General features: G+C 74.2%; 24 protein-coding genes. 13 read left to right on the forward strand and 11 right to left on the reverse strand.

Annotated elements, in window-relative coordinates; genetic code table 11:
• Positions 1–113: 113 nt before the first annotated feature.
• Together MicB006_RS08985 and MicB006_RS08990 are read right to left on the reverse strand one after the other, a co-directional pair.
• Positions 114–1,022, reverse strand: a complete 909-nt coding sequence (locus MicB006_RS08985; RefSeq protein WP_116505199.1) for an ABC transporter permease — start codon at positions 1,020–1,022, stop codon at positions 114–116.
• The gene (locus tag MicB006_RS08990) at positions 1,022–3,886 is read right to left on the reverse strand and encodes an alpha/beta fold hydrolase (RefSeq protein ID WP_116505201.1); all 2,865 of its coding nucleotides are present in this window, start codon (positions 3,884–3,886) and stop codon (positions 1,022–1,024) included. Before MicB006_RS08990 ends, MicB006_RS08985 begins: the two co-directional genes overlap by 1 nt.
• 374 nt (positions 3,887–4,260) lie before the next feature.
• Between MicB006_RS08990 and MicB006_RS08995 the strand changes: the two genes are divergently transcribed.
• Genes MicB006_RS08995 through MicB006_RS09025 form a run of 7 tightly spaced genes read left to right on the forward strand, consistent with a single transcriptional unit; the run spans position 4,261 to position 12,818 of the window.
• The gene (locus MicB006_RS08995; RefSeq protein ID WP_116505203.1) at positions 4,261–5,442 is read left to right on the forward strand and encodes a hypothetical protein; all 1,182 of its coding nucleotides are present in this window, start codon (positions 4,261–4,263) and stop codon (positions 5,440–5,442) included.
• Positions 5,429–8,323: a nitrate- and nitrite sensing domain-containing protein gene (locus MicB006_RS32665; RefSeq protein WP_116511274.1), complete on the forward strand. Its 2,895-nt coding sequence runs from the start codon at positions 5,429–5,431 to the stop codon at positions 8,321–8,323. The genes MicB006_RS08995 and MicB006_RS32665 overlap by 14 nt, the downstream gene beginning before the upstream one ends.
• A complete protein-coding gene (locus MicB006_RS09005) occupies positions 8,320–8,784 on the forward strand; it encodes a roadblock/LC7 domain-containing protein (RefSeq protein ID WP_073829144.1) in 465 nt (154 codons plus the stop codon). Before MicB006_RS32665 ends, MicB006_RS09005 begins: the two co-directional genes overlap by 4 nt.
• Positions 8,781–9,230 carry a DUF742 domain-containing protein gene (locus tag MicB006_RS09010; RefSeq protein ID WP_073829145.1) on the forward strand — a complete coding sequence of 150 codons (450 nt, stop codon included), beginning with the start codon at positions 8,781–8,783 and terminating at the stop codon, positions 9,228–9,230. The genes MicB006_RS09005 and MicB006_RS09010 overlap by 4 nt, the downstream gene beginning before the upstream one ends.
• Complete coding sequence (locus MicB006_RS09015; protein WP_192900210.1) at positions 9,208–10,002, forward strand: ATP/GTP-binding protein; 795 nt, start codon at positions 9,208–9,210, stop codon at positions 10,000–10,002. The genes MicB006_RS09010 and MicB006_RS09015 overlap by 23 nt, the downstream gene beginning before the upstream one ends.
• Positions 10,003–10,050: 48 nt before the next feature.
• Positions 10,051–10,542: a hypothetical protein gene (locus MicB006_RS09020; RefSeq protein ID WP_116511276.1), complete on the forward strand. Its 492-nt coding sequence runs from the start codon at positions 10,051–10,053 to the stop codon at positions 10,540–10,542.
• Between the two features lie 38 nt (positions 10,543–10,580).
• The gene (locus MicB006_RS09025) at positions 10,581–12,818 is read left to right on the forward strand and encodes an AAA family ATPase (protein WP_116505205.1); all 2,238 of its coding nucleotides are present in this window, start codon (positions 10,581–10,583) and stop codon (positions 12,816–12,818) included.
• Positions 12,819–12,834: 16 nt separating this feature from the next.
• Here the strand turns inward: MicB006_RS09025 and MicB006_RS09030 are convergent, their stop codons facing one another.
• The 4 genes from MicB006_RS09030 to MicB006_RS09045 form a co-directional block, all read right to left on the reverse strand.
• Positions 12,835–13,872, reverse strand: a complete 1,038-nt coding sequence (locus MicB006_RS09030; RefSeq protein WP_116511278.1) for an SRPBCC family protein — start codon at positions 13,870–13,872, stop codon at positions 12,835–12,837.
• 2 nt (positions 13,873–13,874) lie between these two features.
• Complete coding sequence (locus MicB006_RS09035) at positions 13,875–14,282, reverse strand: hypothetical protein (protein ID WP_073829147.1); 408 nt, start codon at positions 14,280–14,282, stop codon at positions 13,875–13,877.
• 163 nt (positions 14,283–14,445) lie between these two features.
• Entirely contained in the window at positions 14,446–14,955 is a 510-nt protein-coding gene (locus MicB006_RS09040; RefSeq protein ID WP_073829148.1) for a GNAT family N-acetyltransferase, read from the reverse strand.
• A 150-nt stretch (positions 14,956–15,105) separates the two neighbouring features.
• Entirely contained in the window at positions 15,106–16,008 is a 903-nt protein-coding gene (locus MicB006_RS09045; protein WP_116505207.1) for a hypothetical protein, read from the reverse strand.
• A gap of 152 nt (positions 16,009–16,160) precedes the next feature.
• On the opposite strand from MicB006_RS09045, the gene MicB006_RS09050 reads away from it, so the two are divergent.
• A complete protein-coding gene (locus tag MicB006_RS09050) occupies positions 16,161–16,373 on the forward strand; it encodes a hypothetical protein (protein ID WP_073829150.1) in 213 nt (70 codons plus the stop codon).
• Between the two features lie 6 nt (positions 16,374–16,379).
• Here the strand turns inward: MicB006_RS09050 and MicB006_RS09055 are convergent, their stop codons facing one another.
• The 4 genes from MicB006_RS09055 to MicB006_RS09070 form a co-directional block, all read right to left on the reverse strand.
• Positions 16,380–16,817: a DUF3263 domain-containing protein gene (locus tag MicB006_RS09055; protein WP_116505209.1), complete on the reverse strand. Its 438-nt coding sequence runs from the start codon at positions 16,815–16,817 to the stop codon at positions 16,380–16,382.
• 138 nt (positions 16,818–16,955) lie between these two features.
• Positions 16,956–17,969: an ABC transporter permease subunit gene (locus MicB006_RS09060; RefSeq protein ID WP_116505211.1), complete on the reverse strand. Its 1,014-nt coding sequence runs from the start codon at positions 17,967–17,969 to the stop codon at positions 16,956–16,958.
• Positions 17,966–18,964 carry an ATP-binding cassette domain-containing protein gene (locus MicB006_RS09065; protein ID WP_116505212.1) on the reverse strand — a complete coding sequence of 333 codons (999 nt, stop codon included), beginning with the start codon at positions 18,962–18,964 and terminating at the stop codon, positions 17,966–17,968. The genes MicB006_RS09060 and MicB006_RS09065 overlap by 4 nt, the downstream gene beginning before the upstream one ends.
• Before the next feature lie 154 nt (positions 18,965–19,118).
• Positions 19,119–19,904 (reverse strand): DeoR/GlpR family DNA-binding transcription regulator, encoded by a 786-nt coding sequence (locus tag MicB006_RS09070; protein ID WP_073829154.1) that lies wholly within the window; start codon positions 19,902–19,904, stop codon positions 19,119–19,121.
• Positions 19,905–20,103: 199 nt separating this feature from the next.
• On the opposite strand from MicB006_RS09070, the gene MicB006_RS09075 reads away from it, so the two are divergent.
• From MicB006_RS09075 to nagA, 4 genes are read left to right on the forward strand one after another with little or no spacing between them, the layout of a single operon-like run.
• A complete protein-coding gene (locus MicB006_RS09075; protein WP_116505214.1) occupies positions 20,104–21,033 on the forward strand; it encodes an SIS domain-containing protein in 930 nt (309 codons plus the stop codon).
• Positions 21,030–21,173 carry a hypothetical protein gene (locus MicB006_RS31970; protein ID WP_192900211.1) on the forward strand — a complete coding sequence of 48 codons (144 nt, stop codon included), beginning with the start codon at positions 21,030–21,032 and terminating at the stop codon, positions 21,171–21,173. The genes MicB006_RS09075 and MicB006_RS31970 overlap by 4 nt, the downstream gene beginning before the upstream one ends.
• Positions 21,170–22,102: an ROK family protein gene (locus MicB006_RS09080; RefSeq protein ID WP_116505216.1), complete on the forward strand. Its 933-nt coding sequence runs from the start codon at positions 21,170–21,172 to the stop codon at positions 22,100–22,102. Before MicB006_RS31970 ends, MicB006_RS09080 begins: the two co-directional genes overlap by 4 nt.
• Positions 22,099–23,208 (forward strand): N-acetylglucosamine-6-phosphate deacetylase, encoded by a 1,110-nt coding sequence (gene nagA / locus MicB006_RS09085; protein ID WP_116505217.1) that lies wholly within the window; start codon positions 22,099–22,101, stop codon positions 23,206–23,208. The genes MicB006_RS09080 and nagA overlap by 4 nt, the downstream gene beginning before the upstream one ends.
• 11 nt (positions 23,209–23,219) lie before the next feature.
• Here the strand turns inward: nagA and MicB006_RS09090 are convergent, their stop codons facing one another.
• Positions 23,220–24,428: a DUF4032 domain-containing protein gene (locus tag MicB006_RS09090; protein ID WP_116505219.1), complete on the reverse strand. Its 1,209-nt coding sequence runs from the start codon at positions 24,426–24,428 to the stop codon at positions 23,220–23,222.
• Between the two features lie 111 nt (positions 24,429–24,539).
• Here MicB006_RS09090 and MicB006_RS09095 point away from each other — a divergent pair, with 111 nt between their 5' ends.
• A complete protein-coding gene (locus tag MicB006_RS09095; RefSeq protein ID WP_116505221.1) occupies positions 24,540–25,313 on the forward strand; it encodes a phosphatase PAP2 family protein in 774 nt (257 codons plus the stop codon).
• The last annotated feature ends 47 nt before the right edge of the window (positions 25,314–25,360 follow it).

Genomic DNA, 25,360 nt, shown 5'->3' on the forward strand with positions numbered 1-25,360 from the left:
GATGGCGATCACACGTATCGATGTTAATCGATTTCCTTGCAGGCGGGACAATTGCTTGGGAACGCTCCCATGATATGGGCGGACGCGCCAATGTGGGTACCCCGCCGGTCACCTCAACTGGTGATGTCCTTGCGGGTGAAGCGCCAGAAGGCCAGGCTCCAGAACAACGTGGCGTAGACGATTGCCGAGAACGCGCCCTTGACCACGTCATCGGTCTGCATCGGCGAGGACAGCAACCCCAGCCAGGCGCTGCTGTAGTGGGTGGGCAGCAGGTTCCGCAGGCCGCCCAGCGCGGTGATCTGGTCCAGGATGCTGGAGAGGATCCAGAGCAGCACCGCGCCGCCGACCGCGCCGAGCGCGGCATCGGTGGTCACCGACAGCAGGAACGCCAGCCCGGCCACCACCAGCAGCACCACCGCCAGGTACCCGAGCACCCCGAGCAGCCGCAGCAACCCGTCGGCCGGGGCCAGCTCGGCCGAGACCTGGCTGCTCAGCGGCTTCCAGCCGTACCGCAGCGTGCCGGCCAGCAGCGCGGTGCCGGCCAGCAACAGCAGCGCCAGCCCGGAGTACGCGAGCGCGACGACCAGCTTCACCGCGAGCAGCCGGGCCCGGGGCACCGGCACGGCCAGCAGGTAGCGCAGGCTGCCCCAGCTCGCCTCGCTGGCCACCGTGTCGCCGCAGAACAACGCCACCACCACGACCAGCAGGAACGACGCGGAGACCAGGATCGAGAACAGGGTGAAGTTGAGCCCGCCCGACGTGGCCAGGTCGGCCAGGCTGGAGAACTCGCCCCGCCCGCCGCGGTCGTCGTCCCCGGAGTCGAACTGGAACGCCACCAGGATGATCAGCGGCAGCAGCACCATGAACCCCAGCGCGAGCTGGGTACGCCGGCGCGACGCCTGCCGCCGGAACTCCGCGGCGAACGGAAGCGTCGCCGAGGGCCGGTAACCGGCCGCCGCACCGCCCGCGCCGGGCCCGGACGTGCCACCACCAGGCGACGATGCCACAGACGAACCCGCCATCACCGGTCCCCGCTTCCCCGAGAGTTCTCGCCGACCAGGGCGAGGAACGCGTCCTCCAGGCGGCGCCGGGGCACCACCCGGTCCACTCCGATACCGGCCCGGACCAGCTCGGCCACCACCTCGCTGCGGGCGGTGCCGTTGGTGTCGACCACCAGCCCGCCGTCGCCGTCGGGCAGCACCCGTACGCCGCCGAGCCGGTCGAGCACCGTACGCGCCGCGTCCGGGTCGCTCACGTCGAACAGCACGCTCGGCGACTCGCCGACGATCTCCTCCACCGGGCCGGACGCCACGATCCGCCCCTTGTTGACCACCACCGCGTGCGTGCAGGTCTGCTCCACCTCGGCCAGCAGGTGGCTGGAGACCAGCACCGCCCGGCCGTCGGTGGCGTAGCGCTGGAGCACCCGGCGCATCTCCGCGATCTGCGGCGGGTCCAGCCCGTCCGTCGGCTCGTCCAGCACCAGCAGCTCGGGCAGGCCGAGCATGGCCTGGGCGATGGCCAGCCGCTGCCGCATGCCGTGGCTGTACTTCTTCGTCCGCCGGTGCACCGAGTCACCCAGGCCGGCGATCGCCAGCGCCTCGTCGAAGTGCGCGTCCTCCCACGGGCGGCCGGTCGCCCGCCAGTACGCCTTGAGGTTGTCCAGCCCGGACAGGTGCGGCAGGAAGCCCGGCCCCTCGACGAGCGCGCCGATGCGGGAGAGCACCGGCGAGCCGGGCACCAGCCGGTGACCGAAGACGTAGATCTCCCCGGCGGTGGGCTGGGTCAGCCCCATCAGCACCCGCAGCGTCGTGGTCTTGCCCGCGCCGTTGGGCCCGAGCAGGCCGACCACCTGGCCGGGGTGCACCTCGAAGTCGACGTCGGAGACCGCGACGAAACCGTCCGCGTACTCCTTGCGCAGGTTGCGCACGGCGAGCGGGACGCCCGCGTACTCCGGGTGCACCGAGCTGTCCTGGCGACGGTGCCGGCGGCGGGTGAGCAGCACGACCACGACGAGCCCGAGCACGATCGCGGCGAGCAGACCGGCCAGCGCCCAGCGCCACACCGCGGCCGTGGTGGGGATGGGCGAGGCGTCGACGGTGGGCAGCGTCAGCGGCCCGTCGGCCAGCGCCACGGTGTGCACGGCCGGCTCGGCCGGGGAGGCGTACGCCTGGTCCGACGTCGCCACCACGAGCCGCAGCCGGTGCCCGGCCTCGACCCGCCGGACGATCCCCGGCAGCGTGACGGTGACCGGCGTGGCCGCGTCGACGGTGGCCGGCAGGCCGGTCAGTCGCACCGGCGCCACCAGGCCCGACGGCAGCGTGGCCGCGCCCTGCGGGTCGACGTCGTAGAGTTTCACGAAGAGCACCGCCTCGCCGGTCGGGGAGGCGGCCCTGATCCGCACGGTGGGCGCGCCCACCACGTCGACCGCGTCGTCCAGCGGCGCCGACTCGAAGCGGGCGTGCTGGCCGGGGATGTCCCCCGCCACGCCGTCCAGCAGCGAGCCGAGCGCGCCCGCGAACGGCACCGAGGAGATCGCCGCCGGGTTGCCGTTCGGCGGTACGGCGACCGGCTGGGGCGGGCCGGCGAGCGTCACCTCGCGGCGGTCCTGCCCGGCCAACCCCGGATAGTCGGCGGTACGGAAGCCGGTGGCCACCAGGCCCCGGTCGAGCGCGTCGAACCCGGCGATCCGGGAGAACGTGAACGTGTCGCCGGGGGCGGCTCCGTCGCCCTTGACGTAGTGGTCGAGCCACTGCGCGGTCAGGAACTTCACCCGGTCGGAGTCGGAGGTGGGTCCGGAGCCGCCGTCGTGGCCGCCGGTGAACCAGGCGACCCGCACCGGCGTGCCGGCGGCGGCGATGCCCCGGGCGTTGGCGTCCGCCTCGGCCAGCGGGAACAGCGTGTCCGCCTCGCCCTGCACCAGCAGCGTCGGCGACTTGATCCGGTCCAGCACGCCGGCCGGCGACGACCGGCGCAGCAGCTCGACCGCCGCCGCGTCGGCCCGGCCGGTGGTGGCGATGCGCAGGTACGCGGCGCAGACGTCGGCGGCGAAGCGGCCGCAGGACGGGTCGGCGGCGCCGCCCGGCGCGCGACCGGAACCGGTGCCCGGCCCGGCGCCCGGCTGCGGACTCGGCGGGCCGGCGGACTCGGGCGCGCCCTCCGGCGCGGCGGCGGTGGCCCCGGAGAGCCCGGCCGGACCGGAGCCGGCGTTCCCGCCGCCGCCGAAGAAGATGCCGGCCCAGCCCTTCTTGAACACGCCGTCGGTGGACTGCCGGCCGGTGCTCTCCGGCAGGAACGCCCGGGACAGGTCGTTCCAGGTGATCATCGGGACGATCGCGTCGACCCGCTGGTCCTGCGCGGCCAGCAGCAGGGCCAGGCCGCCGCCGTACGAGCCGCCGACCACACCGACCCGGGGGTCGCCGGCCGCGTCGAGGCGGATGTCCGGCCGCTCCGCCAGGCGGTCGAGCAGGCGCTGCGCGTCCCGCACCTCGTAGTCGGTGCTGTCCAGGTGGATCTGACCGCCGCTGCGCCCGAAGCCGCGAGCGGTCCAGGTGAGCACCGCGTACCCCCGGGCGGCCAGGTCCTCGGCGTCGGAGCGGACCGAGTCCTTGGTGCCGCCGAAGCCGTGCGCCAGCAGCACCGCCGGTACACGGTTCGCGGCCGACGCGCGGTCCGGCAGGTAGAGCGTGGTGTCCAGGTCGACCGGCTCGTCGCCGGAGGGCCCGGAGCGGACGGTCACCAGCGCCGACTCGGTGCGGAAGTCCGGGCTCTGCGGCCGGGCCACCCAGACGAGCCCGGCGGCGACGAGGACGACCACCGCCACGACGGCGACGATCCGGCGTGGGCGTCCGGCCAGGGCGCGCCGGATCCGCGCGACTGGTGATCTCATGCGGCACACGGTACGGGCCGATCGCTGTGCATTCGCTGAGATCCGCCGTACGTCTGTCCGGTTGCGCCGTTCGTCGCCCGCAGACCGTCGTCCGCCAAAGGTCCAGAACATCCCAGCGGTGCATGTTCGGATCATGTGAATTCACATCTACACGCGCAAACCACCGTCGATGTCACTTCTCGGCTACATGATCGGACGCTGAGTGACGCCCAGGCTCACTCAGCGTCGCCCAGAATGGACTGACGTGAAGCCGACTCATCGACCGAGGTTGCACCGACGTCCGGTTCGGCTACTTTTCCGGTCCGGTGCACGGGACTGCGTACGGCGACCTCCCGGGGCACCGACCGCCCCGCCGTCGCCGGAGGAGACACACCATGACAGTCCCCGCGCCGCGGGTCCGTCGGCGGCCCGCCGTACCGGGCCGTACGCTTCCCCTGCTGCTGGTGCTGGCGCTGCTCGTACCGCTCGGGTTCATCTTCGCCCAGGCCGAGAACAACACCGCCGACGACCACGAGCTGGCGAGCCGGGAACGGCTCGGCGTCCGCTACCTGCGCGCTCTCGGCCCGATCACCGACGCGCTGGTGGAGGCGCAGGCGATCGCGGTCGCCGAGGGGTCCGTCTCCCGGACCGCGCTCACCGCCGCGATCGAGGGCGTCGCCGAGGTGGACAACGCCGTCGGCGACGAGTTGCGCACCCACGAGCGCTGGGCCGGGCTGCGGGCGAAGCTGGAGGCGCTGCCGGACCGCGGGCTCGGCGACCCCGAGGCCGCCTTCCGGGCCTACGGCGAGGCGTGCGACCTGCTGCTGGCCCTCTACCGCAAGGTGCGGGAGAGCTCCGGACTGATCCGCGACCCGCGCTCGGACTCGTTCTTCCTCCAGGACGGCATCGGCGGTGACCTGCCCACCGCGACGGTGCTGGCCGGGCGGCTCGTCGACCTGGCCCGGCTGGCGGCCAAGCGTCCCGCCGCCGAGCGCGCGCGGACCGGAGCGGAACTGGCCGAGCTGCGCGTCGCCGCGCTCGGCCCGGCCACCGACCTCGTCGCCGACCTGCGCTCCGCTGTCGACAGCTCGGAGAGCACCGACCTGGGCGCCAACGTGCTCACCCCGCTGGACACCTACCAGCGCTCGCTGGAGACGTTCTCGGCCTACTCGGCGCCCGGCGGCGGCCGGTCCGCGCCGGGCACCGACCAGCTCACCCAGGCCGGGATCACCGCGCAGAACGCCGCCAAGCAGCTCCGGACGGTCATCCTCGACCAGCTCGACACGCTGCTGAAGGAACGGCTGGACGCGATCGACCGGGACCTGCTGCTGGGCCGGGTCGCGGCCGGCACGGCAGTCGCGCTGCTCGCCGGGATCGCCGCGCTGCACGTGGCCGCGGCGCGGCGGGAGCGGTCCTCCGGCCCTCCTCCGGCGCGCCGGACGCCGACCGAGGCAGGACCGCCACCGGCGGTCCACGAGGACCCGCCGATCGTCGCGTCCGAGGGTGACCGCCAGCCGGTCGCCGTCGGCCGGGGCGGCGACGCCGACCGGTGGAGGCCGTTCGATGCTGCTCGCTAGGTTACGGATCCGGGGCAAGCTCGCCCTGCTGGTGATCATCCCGCTGCTCAGCATGGTCGGGCTGGCCGTTCCGGTGGTCATCGACCGGGTGGCCGCCGCGCAACGGGCCGCCGACACCGCCGAGACGGTCCGCATCGCCAGCCGGGTCGGCAGCCTGGTCCAGGATCTCCAGCAGGAACGCCTGCTCTCGATCGGGCTGCTGCTCGGGCGGGTGGCCCGCACCGAGCTGATCCAGAAGTCGGCCACCGTCGACGACCGGGTCGCCGACCTGCGCGCCGAGACGCTGCCCGCGCCGATCCGCGAGAGCCTCGACGGGGTACGCAAGCTGGACGACGTCCGCACCGCCACGCTCGCCGGCCGGGCCAGGCCGGGCCAGATCCTGACCGCGTTCGCCGAGGTCGACACCGCCCTGATCGACGCGCTGCGGCTGCCGTACCAGGTGGACACCGACACCGCGGCCGGCCGGCAGGTGCTCGCCCTGGACGCGCTGCTGCGCGTCGACGAGGCACTCAGCTCCTGCACCACCCAGATCGTGCTGGTCAAGGCGACCGGCGACCCGCTGATGTCGCGGTCGTTCGTGGCGTGCATGGCGGCGCTCAACGTCGACAACCGGCGCTTCCGCCGGCTGATCACGCCGGAGCAGCTCAAGGTGGCCGAGCTGGACGACGCGGCGGTGGCCGCGCGGACCAGCCCGACGTTCCTGGTGGACAGCCTCCGCGACCCCGACGCCGCGATCGCGCCGGTCTCGCTGGACGTGCTCTTCCCCGCGTCCCGGTCCATGATCACGCTGGGCCAGTTCGTGGAGAAGAAGGTCGTCGCGGACGTCATCGCGGAGACCCGCGCCCGGGAACGCGAGGCCCTGACCGCGGCCTGGCTGGTCACCCTGGCGGCCGGCGTCATCCTGCTGGTCGTGGTGCTGCTGAGCATGACGGTGGCCCGTACCGTCGCCCGCCCGCTGAGCCGGCTCACCCGCTCCGCCGAGCGGGTCGCCCGGGTCGCCGAGGCGGAACTGACCCGGGTCGCCGACGACGAGTCCGAGAGCGTGCCACCGGTACGCCTCGACCCGGTGGAGGTCGGCGCCCGGGACGAGATCGGCGAGCTGGCCCGCGCGTTCGACCGGGTGCAGCGCACCGCCGCCCGGCTGGTCGAGCGCCAGGTGGCCGGACGCCGCAACGTGGCGCAGATGTTCGGCCACGTCGGGCGGCGTACGCAGAACCTGGTCGGCCGCCAGATCGCGCTCATCGACCGGCTGGAGCGGCAGGAGACGGACCCGGGCCGGCTGGAGCACCTGTACCGGCTCGACCACATCTCCAGCCGCCTGCGCCGTAACGCGGGCAGCCTGGTGGTGCTCTCCGGCGCCACCGGCTCGGACGGCCACGTGGCCCCGGTCCCGCTGGCCGACGTGGTCCGGCTCGCGCTCGGCGAGATCGAGGACTACACCCGCGTCGACGTGGAGGTGCCGCCCGGTGTGGCGGCGGCGCCCGCGATCGTCGGCGACCTGGTCCTGACGCTGGCCGAGCTGATGGAGAACGCCACCTCCTTCTCGGCGCCGCACACCCGCGTGGTGGTGACCGGCGAGCTGACCGACGGCGGCGCCCGGCTCGTCGTGGTCGACCACGGCATCGGCCTGACCGAGGAGCGGATGACCGAGGAGAACGCCCGGTTCACCCGCCGGGAACGGCTCGACCTCGCCCCGACCGAGGTGCTCGGTCTCTTCGTCGTCGGCCGCCTGGCCCGGCGGCACGGCTGGCACGTCCGGCTGACCCCGACCGTCGGGGGCGGCGTCACCGCCACCCTGGAGGTCCCGGCCGCCTCGCTCGTGGTCCGCCGGGCCGAGCCGGCCTTCGCCGGCGCCGCGCGGGCCGCCGTACCGCCCGGCGGGCACGAACGCGGACCGGCGACCGGCGAACCGCCCGCCGGTTTTGACGCGGAGCTGCTGAGCCGGGCCACCCGCAGCATGTCCAGCGGCAACCCGTGGAACGCCTTCGGCAACCGGGACGACGCTCCGGAGCCGGCCGAGGAACTGAACTTCCCCACCGCCGGTCCGCCGCCCGCCTGGCCGCCGGCCGCCGGTGCGCCCGCCACCCTGCCGGCCGGACCGGCGGCGCGCCCCGGCCGTACCTCCCCGCCGACACCGGTCGTCGGCCCGGTCCCGGTCGCTCGCCCGGCCGCCGGGCCGACGGCCGGCCCGACCCTCACGCCGCCGGCCGGTCCGGCCCTGACCCCACCGGCGGGGCCGGCCCTGAGCCCGCCCGCCGGTCCGGCCCTCGCGCCGACCGGCGGGGCCGGCCTGGCCGCCGGGCCGTCGTCGCCACCGGCCGCCCGGCCGGTGCGCACGCCCAGCGTCGGTTCCGCGCCCGTGCCGACCGCCGGACCGGCGTCGGCCCCACCGGTCGGACCGGTCCGCTCGGCGCCGCCCGCCGGTGGTCGCCCGTCGGTCCCGGCCGGGCCGGAGCCGGTCGGCCCGCCCTCCGGACGGCCCGGCGCCCGGTCGCCGATCCGGCAGCGGGTGCCCGGGGCGAACCTACCGGCCCCCGCGCCCACCGCCCCGGCCGGCCCGGCGACCGCCGGGCCGCTGATCGGCGTCCCCGCCGACCCGGCCCACGTCCGGGCCCTGGTCGAGGCGTTCCAGGACGGCGTACGCCGGGCCGAGGGCCACAGCGTCTCCGCCCCGCCCACCACGGAACGACCCCGGCTGAGCCGGCGGGTGCCGGGCGCGAACCTGGCCGCCACCGCGACCCAGTCCACGCCACCGACCAGTTCCGACCCCGGCGACCCCGTCGAGGTCCGCAATCTCGTCAACGAGTTCGAGGCGGGCGTCGCCCGTGCTCTGCGCGAAGTCAGCCCAGACCGTCATTACGAAGAGGACCCATCACGGTGACCAGCCCGTTCCTGCACGACAACATCGAACAGAGCGCCACCGGCGACCTCAGCCCCGAGGCGCGCACCTTCAACTGGCTGCTCGACTCGTTCACCTCCAGCACCGCCGGGGTGATGGAGGCGATCGCGGTCTCCTCGGACGGGCTGCTGATGGCCATGTCCGCCATCAAGGACCGGTCCAACGCGGAACGGCTCGCCGCCGTGGTCTCCGGCATGACCAGCCTCGCCGGGGGCGCCGCGAGCTGGTACGCGCTGGGCGCGCTCAACCGGGTGATCGTCGACATGGCCGAGGGATACCTGCTGATCAGCGCGATCAGCAGTGGTTCGGTCCTCGGCGTCGTCGCCGACCGCACGGCGAATCTGGGCACCGTGGCGTACGAGATGACGCTCTTCGCCGGCCGGGCCGGCGGCGCCCTGAGTCCCCGCCTGATCGCCGAGCTGAAGAACGCCGTCCAGCAATGATCCCGGGGGCCGCCGGCGCGGACCCGGAGCCGGAACCCGGCATCCGGGTCCGCCCCTTCCTGCACGCGTCCGCTCCGAGTCCGGAGCCGGACGCGGGCGACGGGGAGCCGACCGGCCCGCGCCCGTTCGTGCTGACCGCCGGACGGGTGGACGGCGACCCGGCGATCGGTCTGGAGACCCAGGTCACCGCTCGTCCGGGCAGCACCTCGTGGGCGGTGACCGCCCGGCTCGCCCCGGAGCTGGCGGCGATCGTCGCGATCTGCGCCGAGCCCGTCTCGGTGGCAGAGATCTCCGCCCGGACCCGGATGCACTTCGGTGTGACCCGGGTGCTCGTCGGCGACCTTCGCGCCGCCGGTCATCTCGACGTGCACGTCGCGGACGGCGACGACGCCCTCGATCCCGACATCATCCTGCGAGTGATTGATGGACTTCGTGCGATCTCCTGAATGGCCGGCGGCGGCCCTGGGCGGGCCGTCCGCGAACAGCGCCCCGAGCCGCTACGGCGGACCGGCCCCGCTGATCGGCCGCGCCACACCGCCACCGCCCACCCCGCCGCTGCCGTACCTGCCGCCCGGGGTGCCGCCACAGGAACCGGCACCGATCGTCAGCCGGGTGCCGGTGCCCCGCCCGCCGATCCCGGTCAAGATCCTGATCGCCGGCGGGTTCGGGGTCGGCAAGACCACCACGGTGGGGGCGATCTCGGAGATCGCGCCGCTGACCACCGAGGCCGAGATGACCACCGTCGGGATCGGCATCGACGACCCCGGCGGCGTCGCCGGGAAGACCACCACGACGGTCGCCATGGACTTCGGCTGCGTGACCATCGACCGCAGCCTCAAGCTCTACCTCTTCGGTACGCCCGGACAGGCGCGGTTCGGCTTCATGTGGGACGACCTGGCCCGGGGGGCGCTCGGCGCGCTCGTGGTGGTGGACAGCGCCCGCCTCGACGACTGCTACCCGGCCATCGACTTCTTCGAGCGGTCCGGGCTGCCGTTCGCCGTCGGCGTCAACGCCTTCGACGGGCGGCTGGCCCTCGACCTGCCGTCGATCCGCTGGGCGCTGGCGATCGCGGAGCACGTGCCGCTCGTGCAGTTCGACGCCCGGGACCGGCTCTCGGTCCGGGACGCCCTGCTTGTCGTCCTGGACCGGGCGCTGGACCGGGCGACCCGGTCGGGCCGGCGCGGCGACGGGCCGGCTCCGCAGTCACGGGCAGGCTGAACACCGAACAGTCGTTTCGATCCGTTGTCTGGCGAAGGGGTGGACGCCATGAGAGGTGATCTGGACGAGACACTGGCCCGGATGGCGCGACGCGAAGAGGCGATGCGCCGCCGGGCGCCCGGCGAACCGGCCGGGAGCGCCGACCAGGACGTGCCCCTGGAGGAGCTGCCGGTCGAGCCGGGCAACGGGCGGGCGGGGCACGGCGCGTACCGGCTGCGGGGCGGCGCGGCGCCGGCGCGGCGTGACCCGGTCGAGGAGGTCGCCGAGGCGGTCCGGCGGGTCGTGGCCGATCACCCCGGCGTCGCCGTGGCGCTCCGGGTGGAGCTGGGCGACCAGGCGTACCCGCTGCGGGTCTCCTGGTCGGGCCCCGCGGTCACGGTGGGCCCGCCCACGACGCCGACGCCCCCACCGGCGTGGCCCATGTCGGTGAAGACAGTGCCCGCCCCCGGCCAGGACTCGCTCGAGTCGGACCCGGCGGCCCGGCTGGCGGAGATGATCCGGCAGGATCCCTCGTTGCTGGACGGCCCGGACCCGCGCTGAGGCGGCACCGGCGTGGTCACGGCGGCTACTGTCGGCGGGTGGCGGAACCCGACCTGACCCTGACCGCGACGCTGCGGCCGGCCGCGCTCGACGCCCGCCGTGGCGTGGTACGCCTGCACCCCGAGGTGCTCACCGCGCTGGCGCTGCGCCCCGGCGACCCGGTGCGGCTGACCGGCCGCCGGACGACAGCCGGCATCGCAGCCGCCGCCGACCCGGGCACCAGCGACGTCCTGCTGCACGCCGACGACCTGCTGCTCGGCAACCTCGGGCTGCGGGCCGGCGGCCAGGTGACGGTGAGCCCGCTGCCGGCCACCGCAGCACGCCGGCTCACGCTGGCCGGCCCGGCCGCGGTGGTCGCCGCGGTCCCGCCGGAGATGCTGCGGCTCGCGCTGCTGGGCAAGGTCGTCACCCCCGGCGACGACGTCTCGCTGCTGCCGCAGGACGTGCTCCCGGACGCCGCCGTGCGCGGCCTGATCGAGGCCGCGCGGCGCAGTCTCGCCAGCTCCGTCGGGTACGCCTGGACCAGCACGCTGCTCAACGTCGTGTCCGCCGAGCCGGCGACCGGCGCGCTCGTCACCATGGACACGGTGGTGGGCTGGGAGCACGGTCCGGCCACCCGGGGCTCCGGGCCGGTGTCCCCGGGCGCGCCCGTCTCCGCTCCCTCGGCCGCGCCGGCCGGGACGGAACGGGCCGAGGGCCTGCTCGGCCCGGAGGACGCCCCGGACGTCGACGAGCTGCCCGGCCTGCGTGCCCAGGCCGAGGAGCTGACCGAGCTGCTGGACCTGGGCTTCCACCACCGCGAGGTGCTGGGCCGGCTCGGCACCACCGTCTCGCTCGGCGTGCTGGTGGAGGGACCGGCGGGCTCGGGCAAGTCCGCGCTCGTGCGCGCCGTGGCCGCCCGGGTCGGCGCGGGCCTGCGCCCGCTCTGGGCACCGGAGCTGGCCGCGCTCACGAACGACGCCGCGGCCCGCAGACTCCGTGAGGCGGCGTCGGCGGTACGCGCCGGCGGACCGGCGGTGCTGCTGGTCACCGACGTGGAGGCGATCGCCCCGGCCGACGAGCCCGGTCCGCTGGCCACCGTGTTCCGGCAGGTGGTCGCCGAGACGCTGCGGGCCGGCGTGGCTGTGGTCTGCACCAGCGGGCGGCCCGAAGCGGTCGACCCGGGGCTGCGCGGCCCGGATCTGCTGGCGCTGCGGATCACCGTGCCGCTGCCGGACGCGGCGCTGCGCCGGGAACAGCTGACAGTGCTCACCCGGCAGGTGCCGCTGGCCGGCGACGTCCGGCTGGACGAGGTGGCCGGTCGTACCCCCGGGTTCGTCGCGGCGGACCTGGCGGCGCTCGTCCGCGAGGCCGGGGTACGCGCGGCGCTGCGGCAGAAGACGGCGGAGACGCCGACGGTGGCGATGACGGACTTCACCGAGGCGCTGGAGGTGGTCCGGCCGACGACCATGTCCGCGTCCACGCTGGAGCTGGCGTCGGTGACGCTCGACGACGTGGGCGGGCTGCACGACGTCAAGCAGACGCTCACCGAGTCGGTGCTCTGGCCGCTCACCTACCCGGACACGTTCGCCCGGCTGGGCGTGACGCCGCCGCGCGGCGTGCTGCTCTACGGCCCGCCCGGCTGCGGCAAGACCTATCTGGTGACCGCGCTGGCCGGGTCCGGGCGGGCGAACGTGTTGTCGGTGAAGGGTGCCGAGCTGCTCTCCAAGTGGGTGGGTGAGAGCGAGCGGGCGGTCCGGGAGTTGTTCCGCCGCGCCCGCCAGGCCGCGCCCACGCTCGTCTTCCTGGACGAGGTGGACGCGCTGGCCCCGGTGCGCGGGCAGGCCAGCGACGGCGGCACCACCGACCGGGTGGTGGCGGCGCTGCTCACCGAACTGGACGGGGTGGAGGCGCTGCGCAACGTGGTGGTGGTCGGCGCGACGAACCGGCCGGAGCTGGTCGACCCGGCGCTGCTGCGGCCCGGCCGGCTGGAACGTCTGGTCTACGTGCCGCCGCCGGACGGCCCGGCCCGCGCGGAGATCCTCCGCGCCGCCGCCCGGGGCGTACCGCTCGCGCCGGACGTCGACCTCGACGCGCTCGGCGCCGAGCTGGACGGCTTCTCCGCCGCCGACTGCACCGCGCTGGTACGGGAGGCGGCGCTCGCCGCCATGCGGGAGTCGCTCAACGCGAGCACTGTGACTGCGGCGCACGTCGGGGCGGCCCGTGACCGTGTCCGGCCGTCGCTGGACCCGGTGCAGCTCGCGCACCTGGAGTCGTACGCGGCCGGCCGGTCCTGACGGGCCGCCCCGACGGTCAGCGCTCGTCGCGGCGGCGGGCGGCCGGGCGGCGGGGCCGCTCCGGGACGCGGCGGGAACGGTCGGCGCGCGGCTCCCGCTGCTCGCGTACCGGCCGGCTGCGGGAGCGCTCCGGCTCCGTCCGGACCGGCTCGTCGGCGTACTCGTCGTCGTCGAAGTCGTTGCCCTCGTCGTAGGCGGCGTACTCGTCGTCGGCCGGCCCGGCCTCTCCCCGCTCCTCCCGGAGCGCGGTCTCGTGGTCCTTGACGACCTGGGAGTCCTCGATCTCGCCGCGCCAGCCCTCGACCGCGTCCGGGTCGAGCACGGTCCGGGTCATCACGTGCCGGACGAAGTGCTTCAGCTCCAGCCGGACCCGGCGGCCCTGGGCCCGCCACAGGTTGCCGGTGTGCTCGAAGAAACCCTGCGGGTGGTACTCCAGCACGACCAGGATCCGGGTCAGCTCCGGGGCGACCTCGTGGAAGCTGACGGTGCCGTCGACCGAGCCCTTCTCGCCCTTGGACCGCCAGTGGATGAGCCGGTCCGGGATCTGCCGCACGATCGTCGACTCCCAGGTCCGGTGCGACCAGAGCACCTGCGCCTTCCAGGTCATCTTCTCGTCGTCGTCGCAGTCGGCCTGCTCGACCTTCTTCATGAAGCTCGGGAAGTCGCCGAACGTCGTCCACTGGTTGTAGGCGACCCGGACCGGCACGCCGACCTCGATGGTCTCGACGATGTTGGTGACCTTGAGCTTCCGGCCGCCGTCGCCGCCGCCCTTGCGACCGAACGCCGCCATCAGCTTCTCCTTACCGCCGGCCACGCCGGCATGGAACATGGCCTTCACGGGGGAGTTGCCCTCGGCGAGCTTCCGCGCGCCGGTGGCGGCGGCGACCAGGCCGGGATCGCCGCCCTGCTTGGCGTACTCGGTGAGTCGTCCCGTCGCGTCGGTGACCCGGCCGCTGATCGCCTGCACGGCCCGTTCGCCGAACGCCGAGGCGAGGTTGCGCAGCTCGCCGCCGATCTCGTCGCGTACCCGGTCGGTCAGACTGGTCGTCGCCACGGTCACCGCCCCCGCTGCTGTCGATCCGGCGCGACGGGCTGCTCGTCCAGTTCCGGCTCCTCGTCCGGCGCGGAGCGCTCGGTGTCCGGCCGGTCCGGGCCGCTCCTGCGGCGCAGCGCGTCGGCGCCGTCGCGCAGCCGTCCGCCGATCGCGTCGATGCCGCTGCCGGCGGCGGCGGTCGCCGCGGCCCGCCCGGCCGCCACGAGCGGCGGCCCGAGCCCGCCGAGGTTGCGCAACTGCGGACTGGCGCCCATCAGGTCCGCGCCGAGTTGCCTGATGCCGCCCGGGCGCTGGCTGGCCCGCCCGGCGGCGACCGCCGCGGCGAGCGTCAGCGCGGTACGCATCTTCTTCCGGCGACCCAGCAGGTAGCCGAAGCCCACCGCCAGCGCCACCCGTGCTCCGCTTTTCATCCGCTCTCCTCCGCACTCCCCGGGATGCGGACATCGCGATCCCGGAGAGGCGGGCAGTACCCGTCACCCCATTGGCAAAACATTTCCTCAGGGGAACGGAAAAGACGGTCGAAACCTCGCAGCGAGCGCTAGTGAGCAGCAAGAACGCAATCTGATACGGGCGTCAGCGGATCGGCAGCGCCGAATCCAGGCACATTCGGGCGTGCACTTTTCCGCCCTCCTCGCGCAATTCCGCACCGCATTTCCGCAACACCGACAGCGCGCCCGCGTTGTCCGGCGTGGTGTCCGCGACCACCGTGTGCATGCCGGCCGCCGCGGCGGCGTGCAGCAGCTGCCGGAGCGCGGCGGCGCCCAGACCCCGGCCCCGGGCCGAGCGGCCCAGCCACATGCCCGTCTCCACGGTGCCGGGCTCGTCCCGGCGGGTCATCCGGACCATGCCGACCACCTCACCGCCGGAGACGATCGCGTACATGGCCGTGCGTGTCGGGCCGTTGAGTCCGCCGAGGCTCGCCCGGTGGAATTCACGGAACGCGTCCCGGCGGGCGAGCGACCAGCCCGCGGGCGCCTGCACCGGAGGCATCACGTCCTCCGGTTCCGCCTCCGCCGCCGCTACGGAGAGCAACGGTTCCAGGTTCCGCTCGTCCACCGGCTCCAGCCGTACCGCACCCGTCACGAGGCGCAGTCTGCCGCTCTCCGTCCGGGCCGTCCACCCCTTTGGGCCCGGATTGCCGCTATGGCCGACCGCCTCGGCCGGTCGTACCCCCAGGGTGTTCCGCCTCACGCTGCGTTGTCATCCGACCGGGTTGTTCCGGCGTGAGCGTGCTCACGCCGAAGGGGCGAACTCACACAGCACCACCGAGGCGTCGTCGGTGCGCTTGCGCCGCCGCAACCGCTCCGGGTGGTCCCGCTCGGCCGCGCGAACCCGGTCGATCAGTCCCTCCGGCCCCTCCACGGTCGCCACCTCCAGCAGCCCGGCCCAGTCGAAGAGACCGAACTGCTCGACGGCGCAGGAGGCGCCGTCACTGAGCAGCGCGGCCCGGCGCAGCGCACCCGGCCCGCTCAGCGGGACCGTCCCGGTCACCGCGTGGTACGCCGCGTCCGGGTCGCTCGCCGCCGCCCAGTAGCCGTGGGTGCGGTTCATCCGGGTCCGCTGCACTGTCGTCGCCCGCCGGAACCAGGTCGCCGGGTCGGTCTCGCCGTCGGGCAGCGCGGCGGCGCTGCGGCGCAGGTCCGCCACGGCGGCCTCCAGCCGGTCGTCGGTGACCACCTCGATCCCGCCTGCGGTGTCGAGCACCAGCGGGCTGTCGCAGAGCACCAGGTAGTCGGCCCGGTCGCCGCTCTCCCGCAGCAGGCAGACCGTCGACGACGGGGTGCCCGGATGGTCGAGGTCGCAGGTCCCGCCGTGGTCGGCCCGGACCGCGAGGATCGCCGCCGCCAGACTGCTCATCAGCGTTGCCGCGGGCCGGGCCGCGACCGCCAGGCCGATCCGGGCGGCCAGGTGCCGGACGTACCAGGCGGGACCGTGCACGCATCCGGTGTCGAAGCCCTCCGGCACGGTGGCCCCGTCGAGGACGCCGACGAGCGGACCGAAGCGGAAGACCACGTCCTCGTTCTCCGGGCGTCCCGGCGCCGGGTCGGAGGCGGAACGCACCCGCATCGTCGGCGCCTCCCCGGCCGGGCGGGTCGGTCGGCTGCCGATCGCGTACCGGCGGTCTGGTGCCCCCATCGTGTCCTCCGTTCGTCGCCGTCGGCCGCCTACCCGCACGACGCCGGGCCATCCGCCGCGCGACCCCGATCGTGACAACCGCCAGTCACCTGCTCCGGACTTTCGGTAGCGTCGGACGCGACCGGGTCGGTCCCGGCGACAGGGGGTTGGAGATGTTGGAACGGTTGCACGAAGGGGGCATCCGGGCGGAGCACGCGTACCTCGCCGGATTCCTCAGCATCGGCCTCTCGGTCACCAGCTGGTTCCTCTCCAAGCACATGGAGCGCGCCGGAGTGGCGCGGGCGGACCGCTGGGGCATCTTCATCGGCGAGTGGGCGCCGACGTTCTTCGCCATCGGCAACGGGCTGCGCACGTACGAGAAGTGAGGCGGGTCAGCGGCGCCGGTTGCGGGCCCGGGACGAGCGGAGCCGGCGCAGCCGGCCGACGAGAACCGGCTCGGCGGCGAGCGCGGCCGGGTGGTCGAGCAGCGCGTTGAGCAGCTGGTAGTAGCGGGTCGCGGAGAGCCCGAACGTGTCCCGGATGGCCTGCTCCTTGGCCCCGGCGTGCTTCCACCACTGCGCCTCGAAGGCGAGGATGCGCTGCTCCCGCTCGGTGAGACCGGCCGGCGTCACCGCTTCCGGCGCAGCCTGCCCGACCGGCGCGACGGACTCCGGCTCGGCCGGCGGCTCGGCCTCGGGCGGCGGGGTGGACTCGACGGGCGGGGCGGTCCGGGGTGGCGGAACGGTCCCGCCCGCGTGGCGCGTACCCGCTGCCGGCCCCGGCGGGCCCGCCCGGTCGACGGCGGCCCGGTGTGAGGCGTCGGCGGACATGGCGCTCCTCTCCGGCGGCGGGTGACCGGCAGGCGGAGACGCGCGCCGGCCGGGGGGACCCCAGCGTAACCAGGGCCGCCCCCGGCCGCATCGGACGCGGGGTCCGCGCCGCCGGCCGGGCCGGCGGCGCGGACGAGGTCAGGAGATGTCGCGCCGGCGCATCGTCCAGAACGCGGCGGCCACGGCTGCCACCAGGGCCACCCCGAACACCACAGCCGACTGTTCCCACGTGACCACGTACTTGGCCGGTTCGCAGGCGCCCTGGGTGAACTGGCAGGTGTCGTAGTCGTACAGCTCCGCCTGCTTCAGGAACCACGACTGGGCGTACGTGGAGAGCACGTACCGGTCCCCGAACTGGATCCCCAGAATCGACACGGCGATCCGGATGCCGATCTCGCTCACCGCGAAGATCCCCACCGCCGCGCCGAGCGCCATCGCGGTGTGCCGGCCCAGCGAGGCCAGCGCGAACCCGACCGCCGCCACGAGCAGCGTCATCCCCAGCGCGCGCAGCCCGTCCAGCCCGATCGACTGCCACACTCCGGCGGTCATCTTCGCGGTGGTGCCGCGCTGGCTGGCGATCAGCCAGAACGCCGCCGTCCAGAGCGCGCCGAGCACCACTGTCAGGCCGAACACGGTGGTGAGCAGGGCGGCCAGCTTGGTGCTCAGCACGGTGAGCCGTTTCGGTCGCCAGAGCAGCAGGTTCATCATCCCGCCGGTGTTCCACTCGGCGCCCACGAAGGAGGCGCCGACGATGAAGCCGAACAGCGCCACGGAGGCGGCGAACACGGCGATGAACATGGGGAACTCGGCCCGGAAGTCGAACTGGTAGGGCAGGTTCCACTTCGGGTCGAACATGTCCGGCTGCGGCTGGTAGTCCTTGCCGCAGTTCGGGCCGTACCGTTCCTCGGTCTGCTCACCGCGGGCCTGCGCGGCCTCGCACTCGGCGATCGTGCGCTTCCACTCCTCCGTCGCCCGCTGGTACTGGGCCCGGGAGTCGGCCTCCGCCGCCGCCACCACAGTCGGCGAGAGCTTCTGGCTGGAGAAGCTGAACGCGGTGGCCACGGTGGCCAGGCCGACGAGCAGCAGGACGAGCATGAGCCGGGTCAGCCGGCGCTTGCCGAGCCGGCGCAGCTCGGTGACGAACAGGCTCATGCGCCCCAACCTCCTGCGGTGCCGGTCTGGTCGACCTTGGCGGACTGAACGACCTGACGGTGCTGGCCGGGAACCGGCGCGGTGGCGGTCAGTTCGAGGAAGACGCTCTCCAGGTCGACGGCGACCGGGGTGAGCTCGCTGACGTACAGGCCCTGCTCGGCGAGGAGCCGGCTGACCGTGGCGGGCTTGTCCACTCCGGACAGCATCAGGTGGTCCGGCTCGGCGGCCACGCGGACCCCGGCCCGGCTGAGCGCGTCGGCTGCCTGGGGCAGGTCGCTGACCGCCTCCAGGCGTACCCGCACGGCGCTCTGGGAGTGGGCCGCGAGCACCTGGTCGACCGGCCCGAACGCGACCCGGCGGCCGAGCGAGATGATGGTGACCGAGTCACAGATGAGCTGGATCTCGCCGAGGATGTGGCTGGAGAGCACCACCGTCATACCGGCCTCGGACAGGTCCCGCATCAGCCCGCGCATCTCCCGGATGCCGCCCGGGTCGAGGCCGTTGGCCGGCTCGTCGAGGATCAGCAGCTTGGGGTTCTTGAGCAGCGCGGAGGCGACAGCCAGTCGCTGCTTCATGCCGAGCGAGTAGGTCTTGACCCGCTCGCCGGCCCGGTCGCGCAGCCCGACCAGCTCCAGCACCTCGTCGACGCGCTGCCTGGGCAGCTCGCCGGCCTGGGCGAGCAGGCCCAGCGTGTCCCGCGCGGAGAAGTTCGGGAAGAACTGCGGGCTCTCCACGATGGCGCCGACCTGCCCGGCGACCACCGGCAGCGCGTGCGGCAGCTCCTGGCCGAGAATGGCCATCCGGCCGCCGTTGGGCCGGATCAGGCCGAGCAGCGTACGCAACGTGGTGGTCTTGCCCGACCCGTTCGGGCCGAGGAAGCCGTGTACCTGCCCGGCCTCCACTCGCATGTCGAAGCCGTCGAGCGCGTGGCGGACCCCGCGCTTCCGGCTCCGGTACGTCTTGCGGAGACCTTCGATCTCCAGGACAGCCGACACAGCTGACCTCCCCCGATAAGTAGGCGTCAGCGACACCATACGCGGTATGCACGCGAAGGCAATACCCGGTATGCAGTGTCGGCGTGTCGAGGCGTGTTAAAAGGGGGCCCCCTCCTCTACCGCAGGCGTTAAGAAGGGGCCCTTCCTTGCGCCGTCAGGCGCAGACGACGTGCACGCCCGCCTCGCGGAACGCCGCCACCACGTCCGGGGACGCGCCGGAGTCGGTCACCAGCGTCTCGACCCGGTCCACCGCGCAGATCCTGGCGAACGCGTGCCCACCGAGCTTCGAGGAATCGGCTATCACCACCACCCGCTTGGCGCGGGCGACCATGAGACTGTTCATGGCCGCCTCCCCCTCGTGGTGCGCGGCGGCGCCGAGCTGCGGGTCGATCGCGTCCACGCCGAGCAGCGCGACGTCCAGGGTCACCTCGCGCAGCAGCGCCCCACCGAGCGGACCGACCAGCTCGAACGACTTGGGCCGGACCACGCCGCCGGCCACCACCACCTTCATCCGCGAGCGCACCAGCAGCTCGTTGGCGATGTTCAGCGCGTTGGTGACCACCGTGAGCTGGGCGCCCTCCGCGCTGGTGTTGAGGTCAGGGCGCACGGCCAGCGCCCGGGCCACCTCGGTGCTCGTGGTGCCGCCGTTGAGGCCGACCACGGTGCCCGGGGAGACGAGCGCGGCGGCCGCCGTGCCGATCCGCTGCTTCTCGGCCGAGTGCTTCGCGGTCTTGTAGCGCAGCGGCAGGTCGTAGGAGACGCCGTTGGCGACCGCGCCACCCCGGGTCCGGGTGATCATCTGCTGCTGGGCGAGCTGGTCGAAGTCACGCCGGATGGTGGCCTGGGAGACGTCCAGCCGGTCGGCCGCCTCCTCGACGGTGACCCGGCCGCTGTCGGTCAGCATCTCCAGCAGCGCGTTCCAGCGCGCGTAGCGGTCCACCGCGGGGGCCTCCCCTGACTATGCGTGAACGGTGATCGGTTGCGTGCACACTAGTGCGCGAAACTCAGTCCGCGCAAAAGCCTTCGCTGCGCGAACTTGGAGACAGTTGCCACAACCACGCCACTTCGCGCAGAATGACGCGCGAAAGACGGCAGTATCGCGCCGTATTGCGCAAGGGTTTTCCCGGCGAGGAGTTGTCATGGCGTACGTGCACGCGGAGATCGCGAGCCAGCCCGACTGCTGGCGGGAGGCGGCGCGACTCGCCCCGACCGTCGCCGAGCGCCTGCCGCGCCCCGGCGAGCGGGTAGCGGTGGTCGGTTGCGGCACGTCGTGGTTCATGGCCATGGCGTACGCCGGGCTGCGCGAGGCCGCCGGCCACGGCGAGACCGACGCCTTCCAGGCCAGCGAGTTCCCCACCGGCCGCCAGTACGACCGGCTGATCGCGATCACCCGCTCCGGCACCACCACCGAGGTGCTCGACCTGCTCACCGCGCTGCGCGGGCGGATCCCCACCACGGTGCTGGTCGGTGACCCGGACTCGGCCGCCGTCGCGACGGCCGACGCCACTGTCGCGCTGCCCTTCGCCGACGAACGGTCGGTGGTGCAGACCCGCTTCGCCACCACCGCGCTCGCGCTGCTGCGCGCCCACCTCGGCGAGGACCTCAGCCGGCTGGCCGCCGACGCGGAGGTGGCCGTCCGGGCACCGCTGCCGATCGACCCGGCCGGCATCGAGCAGGTCACCTTCCTCGGTCGCGGCTGGACCGTCGGGCTGGCCCAGGAGGCCGCGCTGAAGTGCCGCGAGGCGGCCACGTTCTGGGCCGAGGCGTACCCGGCCATGGACTACCGGCACGGCCCGATCTCGGTCGCCGCCCCCGGCCGGCTGGTGTGGGCGCTCGGCGAGATCCCGGACGGCCTGCCCGAGGACGTGGCCGCCACCGGCGCCGCGTTTGTGCACAGCCGCACGCACGGCTGGCGCACGGTGCTGACGAGCTGGTCGGCCGGCCGCAACCCGGTCGACCCGATGGCCGACCTGATCCTGGCGCAGCGCTTCGCTGTCGCGCTCGCGACCACCCGTGGCCTCGATCCGGACGCGCCGCGTCACCTGACCCGGTCCGTGGTCCTGGCATGAGCGAACGCACCGAGCGCAGCCAGGGCCGTGAGCGCATGCCCAGCCAGCACGGCATGAGCGAACGCACCGAGCGCAGCGAGGGCCGTGAGCGCATGCCCAGCCGGCACGGCGTGAGCGAGCGAAGCGAGCCCACGGCGTGAGTGCAGGCGACGAGGTCGTCGTCGCGCTGGACGTGGGGGGCACCGGGATGAAGTGCGCCCTGGTCCGGCCGGACGGCACGACTGTGCACACCGAACGGCACGCCACCGACGCCCGGCGCGGTCCGGAGGCCGTGGTCGGCACGATCCTCGACGTGGCCGAAGGACTGGCCGGTAAGGCCCGCGCCGACGGCCACACGCCGGTGGCCTGCGGCATCGCCGTACCCGGAGTGGTCGACGAGGCGCGCGGCGTGGCGGTCTGGTCGGCCAACGTGGGCTTCCGGGACGTACCCCTGCGGGAGCTGGCGGGCACGCGGCTGGGACTGCCGGCGGCGCTCGGCCACGACGTGCGCGTGGGCGGCCTCGCCGAGGCGCGGCTCGGGGCCGGGCGGGACGCCGGCCACGTGCTGTTCGTCGCGATCGGCACCGGCATCGCCGCCGCCCACGTGGTCGACGGGTCGGCCGCCACCGGCGCGCACGGCGCCGCCGGGGAGATCGGCCACATCCTGGTACGCCCCGGCGGCCCACGCTGCGGATGCGGGCGGACCGGCTGCCTGGAGGCGGTGTCGTCGGCCTCGGCGATCGGACGCCGGTACGCGGAGCTGTCCGGCGCGCCCACCACCGCTGCCGAGGTGGGCGAGCGCGCGGCGGCCGGTGAACCGCTCGCCGTGGAGGTGTGGCAGGAGGCGGTCGAGGCGCTCGCCGACGGACTCGCCACCGGGCAGGCCCTCTACGATGTGTCGACAGTGGTGCTCGGCGGCGGGCTGGCCCAGGCCGGTCCCCGGCTGTTCGACCCGCTGCGGCGGGCGTTGCGCGAGCGGCTGACGTTCCACCGCGAGCCGCGCCTGGTCGCGGCCGACCTCGGGGACGAGGCCGGCTGCCTCGGCGCCGCCCTGCTGGCCCTGGACACCCTGGCGAAGGAGAGTCGATGACCCGGCGCGTGACCGGCAAGGTGGTGACCCCGACCGGCGTCATCCGGCAGGGTTGCGTGGAGATCGCGGACGGGCGGATCACCGCCGTGGCCGAGTATCCGTCGGTGCGCGACGGGCACTGGATCGTGCCGGGCTTCGTGGACATGCACACCCACGGCGGCGGCGGGCACACGTTCACCACGGGTGACCCGGAGGCGGCGCGGCAGGCCGCCGCGTTCCATCTCGGGCACGGCACCACCACGTTGCTGGCCAGCCTGGTCAGTTCCCCGTTCGAGCTGATGCGCGACGCCACCGCCGCCTACCGCCCGCTGGTGGAGTCCGGCGTGCTCGCCGGCGTCCACTTCGAAGGTCCGTACCTGTCGGCCGACCGTTGCGGCGCGCAGAACCCGGAGTTCCTGCGTGACCCATCCACCGCCGAGCTGACCGAGCTGATCGAGCTGGGCGGCGGCGCCGTACGCATGGTCACGATCGCTCCCGAGCGGGACGGCGCCACCAAGGCGATCGAGCTGCTGGTCGCGCACGGCGTGGTCGCGGCGGTCGGGCACACCGACGCCACCTGGGAGCAGACCCGGGCCGCGGTGGCCGCCGGCGCCACTGTCGGCACCCACCTGTTCAACGGGATGCGCCCGGTGCACCACCGCGAGCCCGGCCCGGTGGTGGCGCTGCTGGAGGCCCCGAACGTGGTGTGCGAGCTGATCGCCGACGGGGTGCACCTGCACGACGGCATGCTCGGCTTCGCCACCTCGGTGGCCGGTCCGGAGCGGGCCGCGCTGATCACCGACGCGATGGCCGCCGCCGGCATGCCCGACGGCGAGTACGAGCTGGGCGGCCAGGCGGTCACCGTGGCCGGCGGGGTGGCCCGGCTCGCCCACAACGGCGCGATCGCCGGCAGCACGCTCACCATGGACGCCGCGCTGCGGCACGCGATCGGCGCGGGCGTGGCTCTGCCGGACGCCTGCCGCATGGTCGCGACCACCCCGGCCCGCGCGATCGGGCTGGGCGACCGGGTCGGCGCGCTGCGCACCGGTCTGCGCGCGGACCTGGTGGTGCTGGACGACGACCTGAACGTGGTACGGGTGATGCGCGGCGGCGACTGGGTGGAGTGATCCGCCGGGCGTCAGACGCTGGGCACCTCGACGCCGAGCACCGCCTGCTCGTCCGGGCGGTGCACCAGCACGTCGGCCAGGTACGACTGCACCGCCCGACGCATCCCGACGTCCCGCCCGGCCTGCTCGGAGAGCAGCCACTTGTGCTCGATGATCTGGGCGAACAGCTCCTGCGGCTCCAGCTTGCGCCGCAGGTGCCCGGGGACCGCCCGGACCACCGGCTCGAAGACCTCGGTCAGCCAGCGGTGCGCCGCCTGCTGCTCGTCGGTCAGGTCGCTCTCCAGCCGGTAGGCGTCCAGGTCGTTGAGGAGCCTGCGGGCCTGGTTCTCCTCCGCGTCCAGGCCGGTCAGGCGCAGCAGCCGCCGGGTGTGGTAGCCGGCGTCGACCACCTTCGGCCGGACCAGGTAGCGCCCGTTGTCGGCTGTGGACATGGCCACCTCGGCCACGTCGAATCCCAGCTCGTTGAGGCGGCGGATGCGGCGCTCGATGTCGTGCCGGGCGGCGCGTTCGACCTGCTGCTCGTAGGTGATCTCGTGCCAGAGCCGCTCGTAGCGCCGCACGACCTCCTCGCAGACCACCTCCGGGTCGATCGACTCGTGCAACAGGCCGGCGGCCTGGAGGTCGAGCGCCTCGCCGAAGATGTTGACCCGGGCGATCTCCAGGTCCTCGCCGCGCTGGCCGTTGGACAGCGACGGGTGCAGCGCCCCGGTCTCGGCGTCGACCAGGTAGGCGGCGAACGCGCCCGCGTCCCGCCGGAACAGCGTGTTCGACAGCGAGCAGTCGCCCCAGAAGAAGCCCGTCAGGTGCATCCGCACGATCAGCGCGGCCAGCGCGTCCAGCAGCCGGTTCATCGTCTCCGGGCGCAGCGTGTTGGAGAACAGCGCCCGGTAGGGCAGCGAGAACTGGAGATGCCGGGTGATCAGCACCGGGTCCAGCGGCTCGCCGTCGTCGGTCTGCCGGTCGGCCACGATGGCGACGGCCTCGACCGACGGGAAGTCGATCCGTTCCAGCGCCCGCAGCAGGTCGTCCTCGCGCTCGGCGACCCGTTCGCCGGTCTCCTTCACCGCGTAGACGTACCCGCCGAGCCGGACGAACCGCACGATGTGCCGGGAGATGCCCTGCGGCAACGCGACCAGGTGTTCGGCAGGCCACTGCTCCAGCGGGGTCGACCAGGGGAGGTCGAGCAGCGCCGGGTCGACGAGAGCCGAGGTGATCCGCACGGCAACCAGTGTGACCGCTGACCCCCGCGCCGCGCTTCCCTTCGTGGCTCGGCACACAGCCGCCGATGCCCGCGCCGCGCCGGCGCCGTCGGCGGCCGGTAGCGTGGTCGCGTGCGTCAGACCTCGGGGGTACGCGGTGACCTGCGGCTGCGGCCGGTCCGGCCGGCCGGGTGGTGGTTCGACGGGCTGCTGCTCGCGGCCCTGGTGGCGATCACCGTGGCACTCGCCTCCGGGCACCTGTTCGGGCTCGACCGGGCGGTCGCCGACTGGTCGGACGAGCACCGCCCGACCGCTGCCCGCTGGGTGGCGATGACGCTCAACCTGCTCGGTCAGGGCACCCCGCTGACGCTGCTCGCGGCCGGGCTGGGTGTGCTGCTGGCGCTGCGGCTGCGCTCGGTACGGCCGCTGCTGCCGCCGGTGATCGGATTCGTACTCACCTTCTTCACGATCGGCCCGCTGAAGGTGTGGACGGCACGCCCGGCGCCGAGCGCCTCGGTCAAGGAGCCGTTCCTGTCGCCCGAGCAGACGCTGCCGCTGTTCCAGCACGACCTGCCGGTGCGCTTCGCCCAGTCGTACCCGTCCGGGCACGTCGCCAACGCGATCGTCTGGTACGGCGTACTGGCCCTGCTGCTGGCCCCGCTCGTGCGCACGCTCGGCCGGACCGTGCCACCCCGGCTGGTCACGGTGATCCGGGTGGTGCCCCCGGCGGTGGTCTTCTGCACCACCGTCTACCTGGGCTGGCACTGGCTCACCGACTCGATCGCCGGCCTGCTGCTCGGCCTGCTGCTGGACCGGCTGCTGCGCCGGGTGCCCTGGGACGACCTGCCGCTGCCGCGCCGCCTCGGCGACTGGCGGCGGCCGGTCGGCTGGTCCGCGCCGCGCTGAGCGAACGACGGCACCCGATGTTCACCGCGGGCTCCTAGGCTGCCGGT

The sequence above is a fragment of the Micromonospora sp. B006 genome, assembly GCF_003408515.1.
Lineage (GTDB): Bacteria > Actinomycetota > Actinomycetes > Mycobacteriales > Micromonosporaceae > Micromonospora > Micromonospora echinospora_A.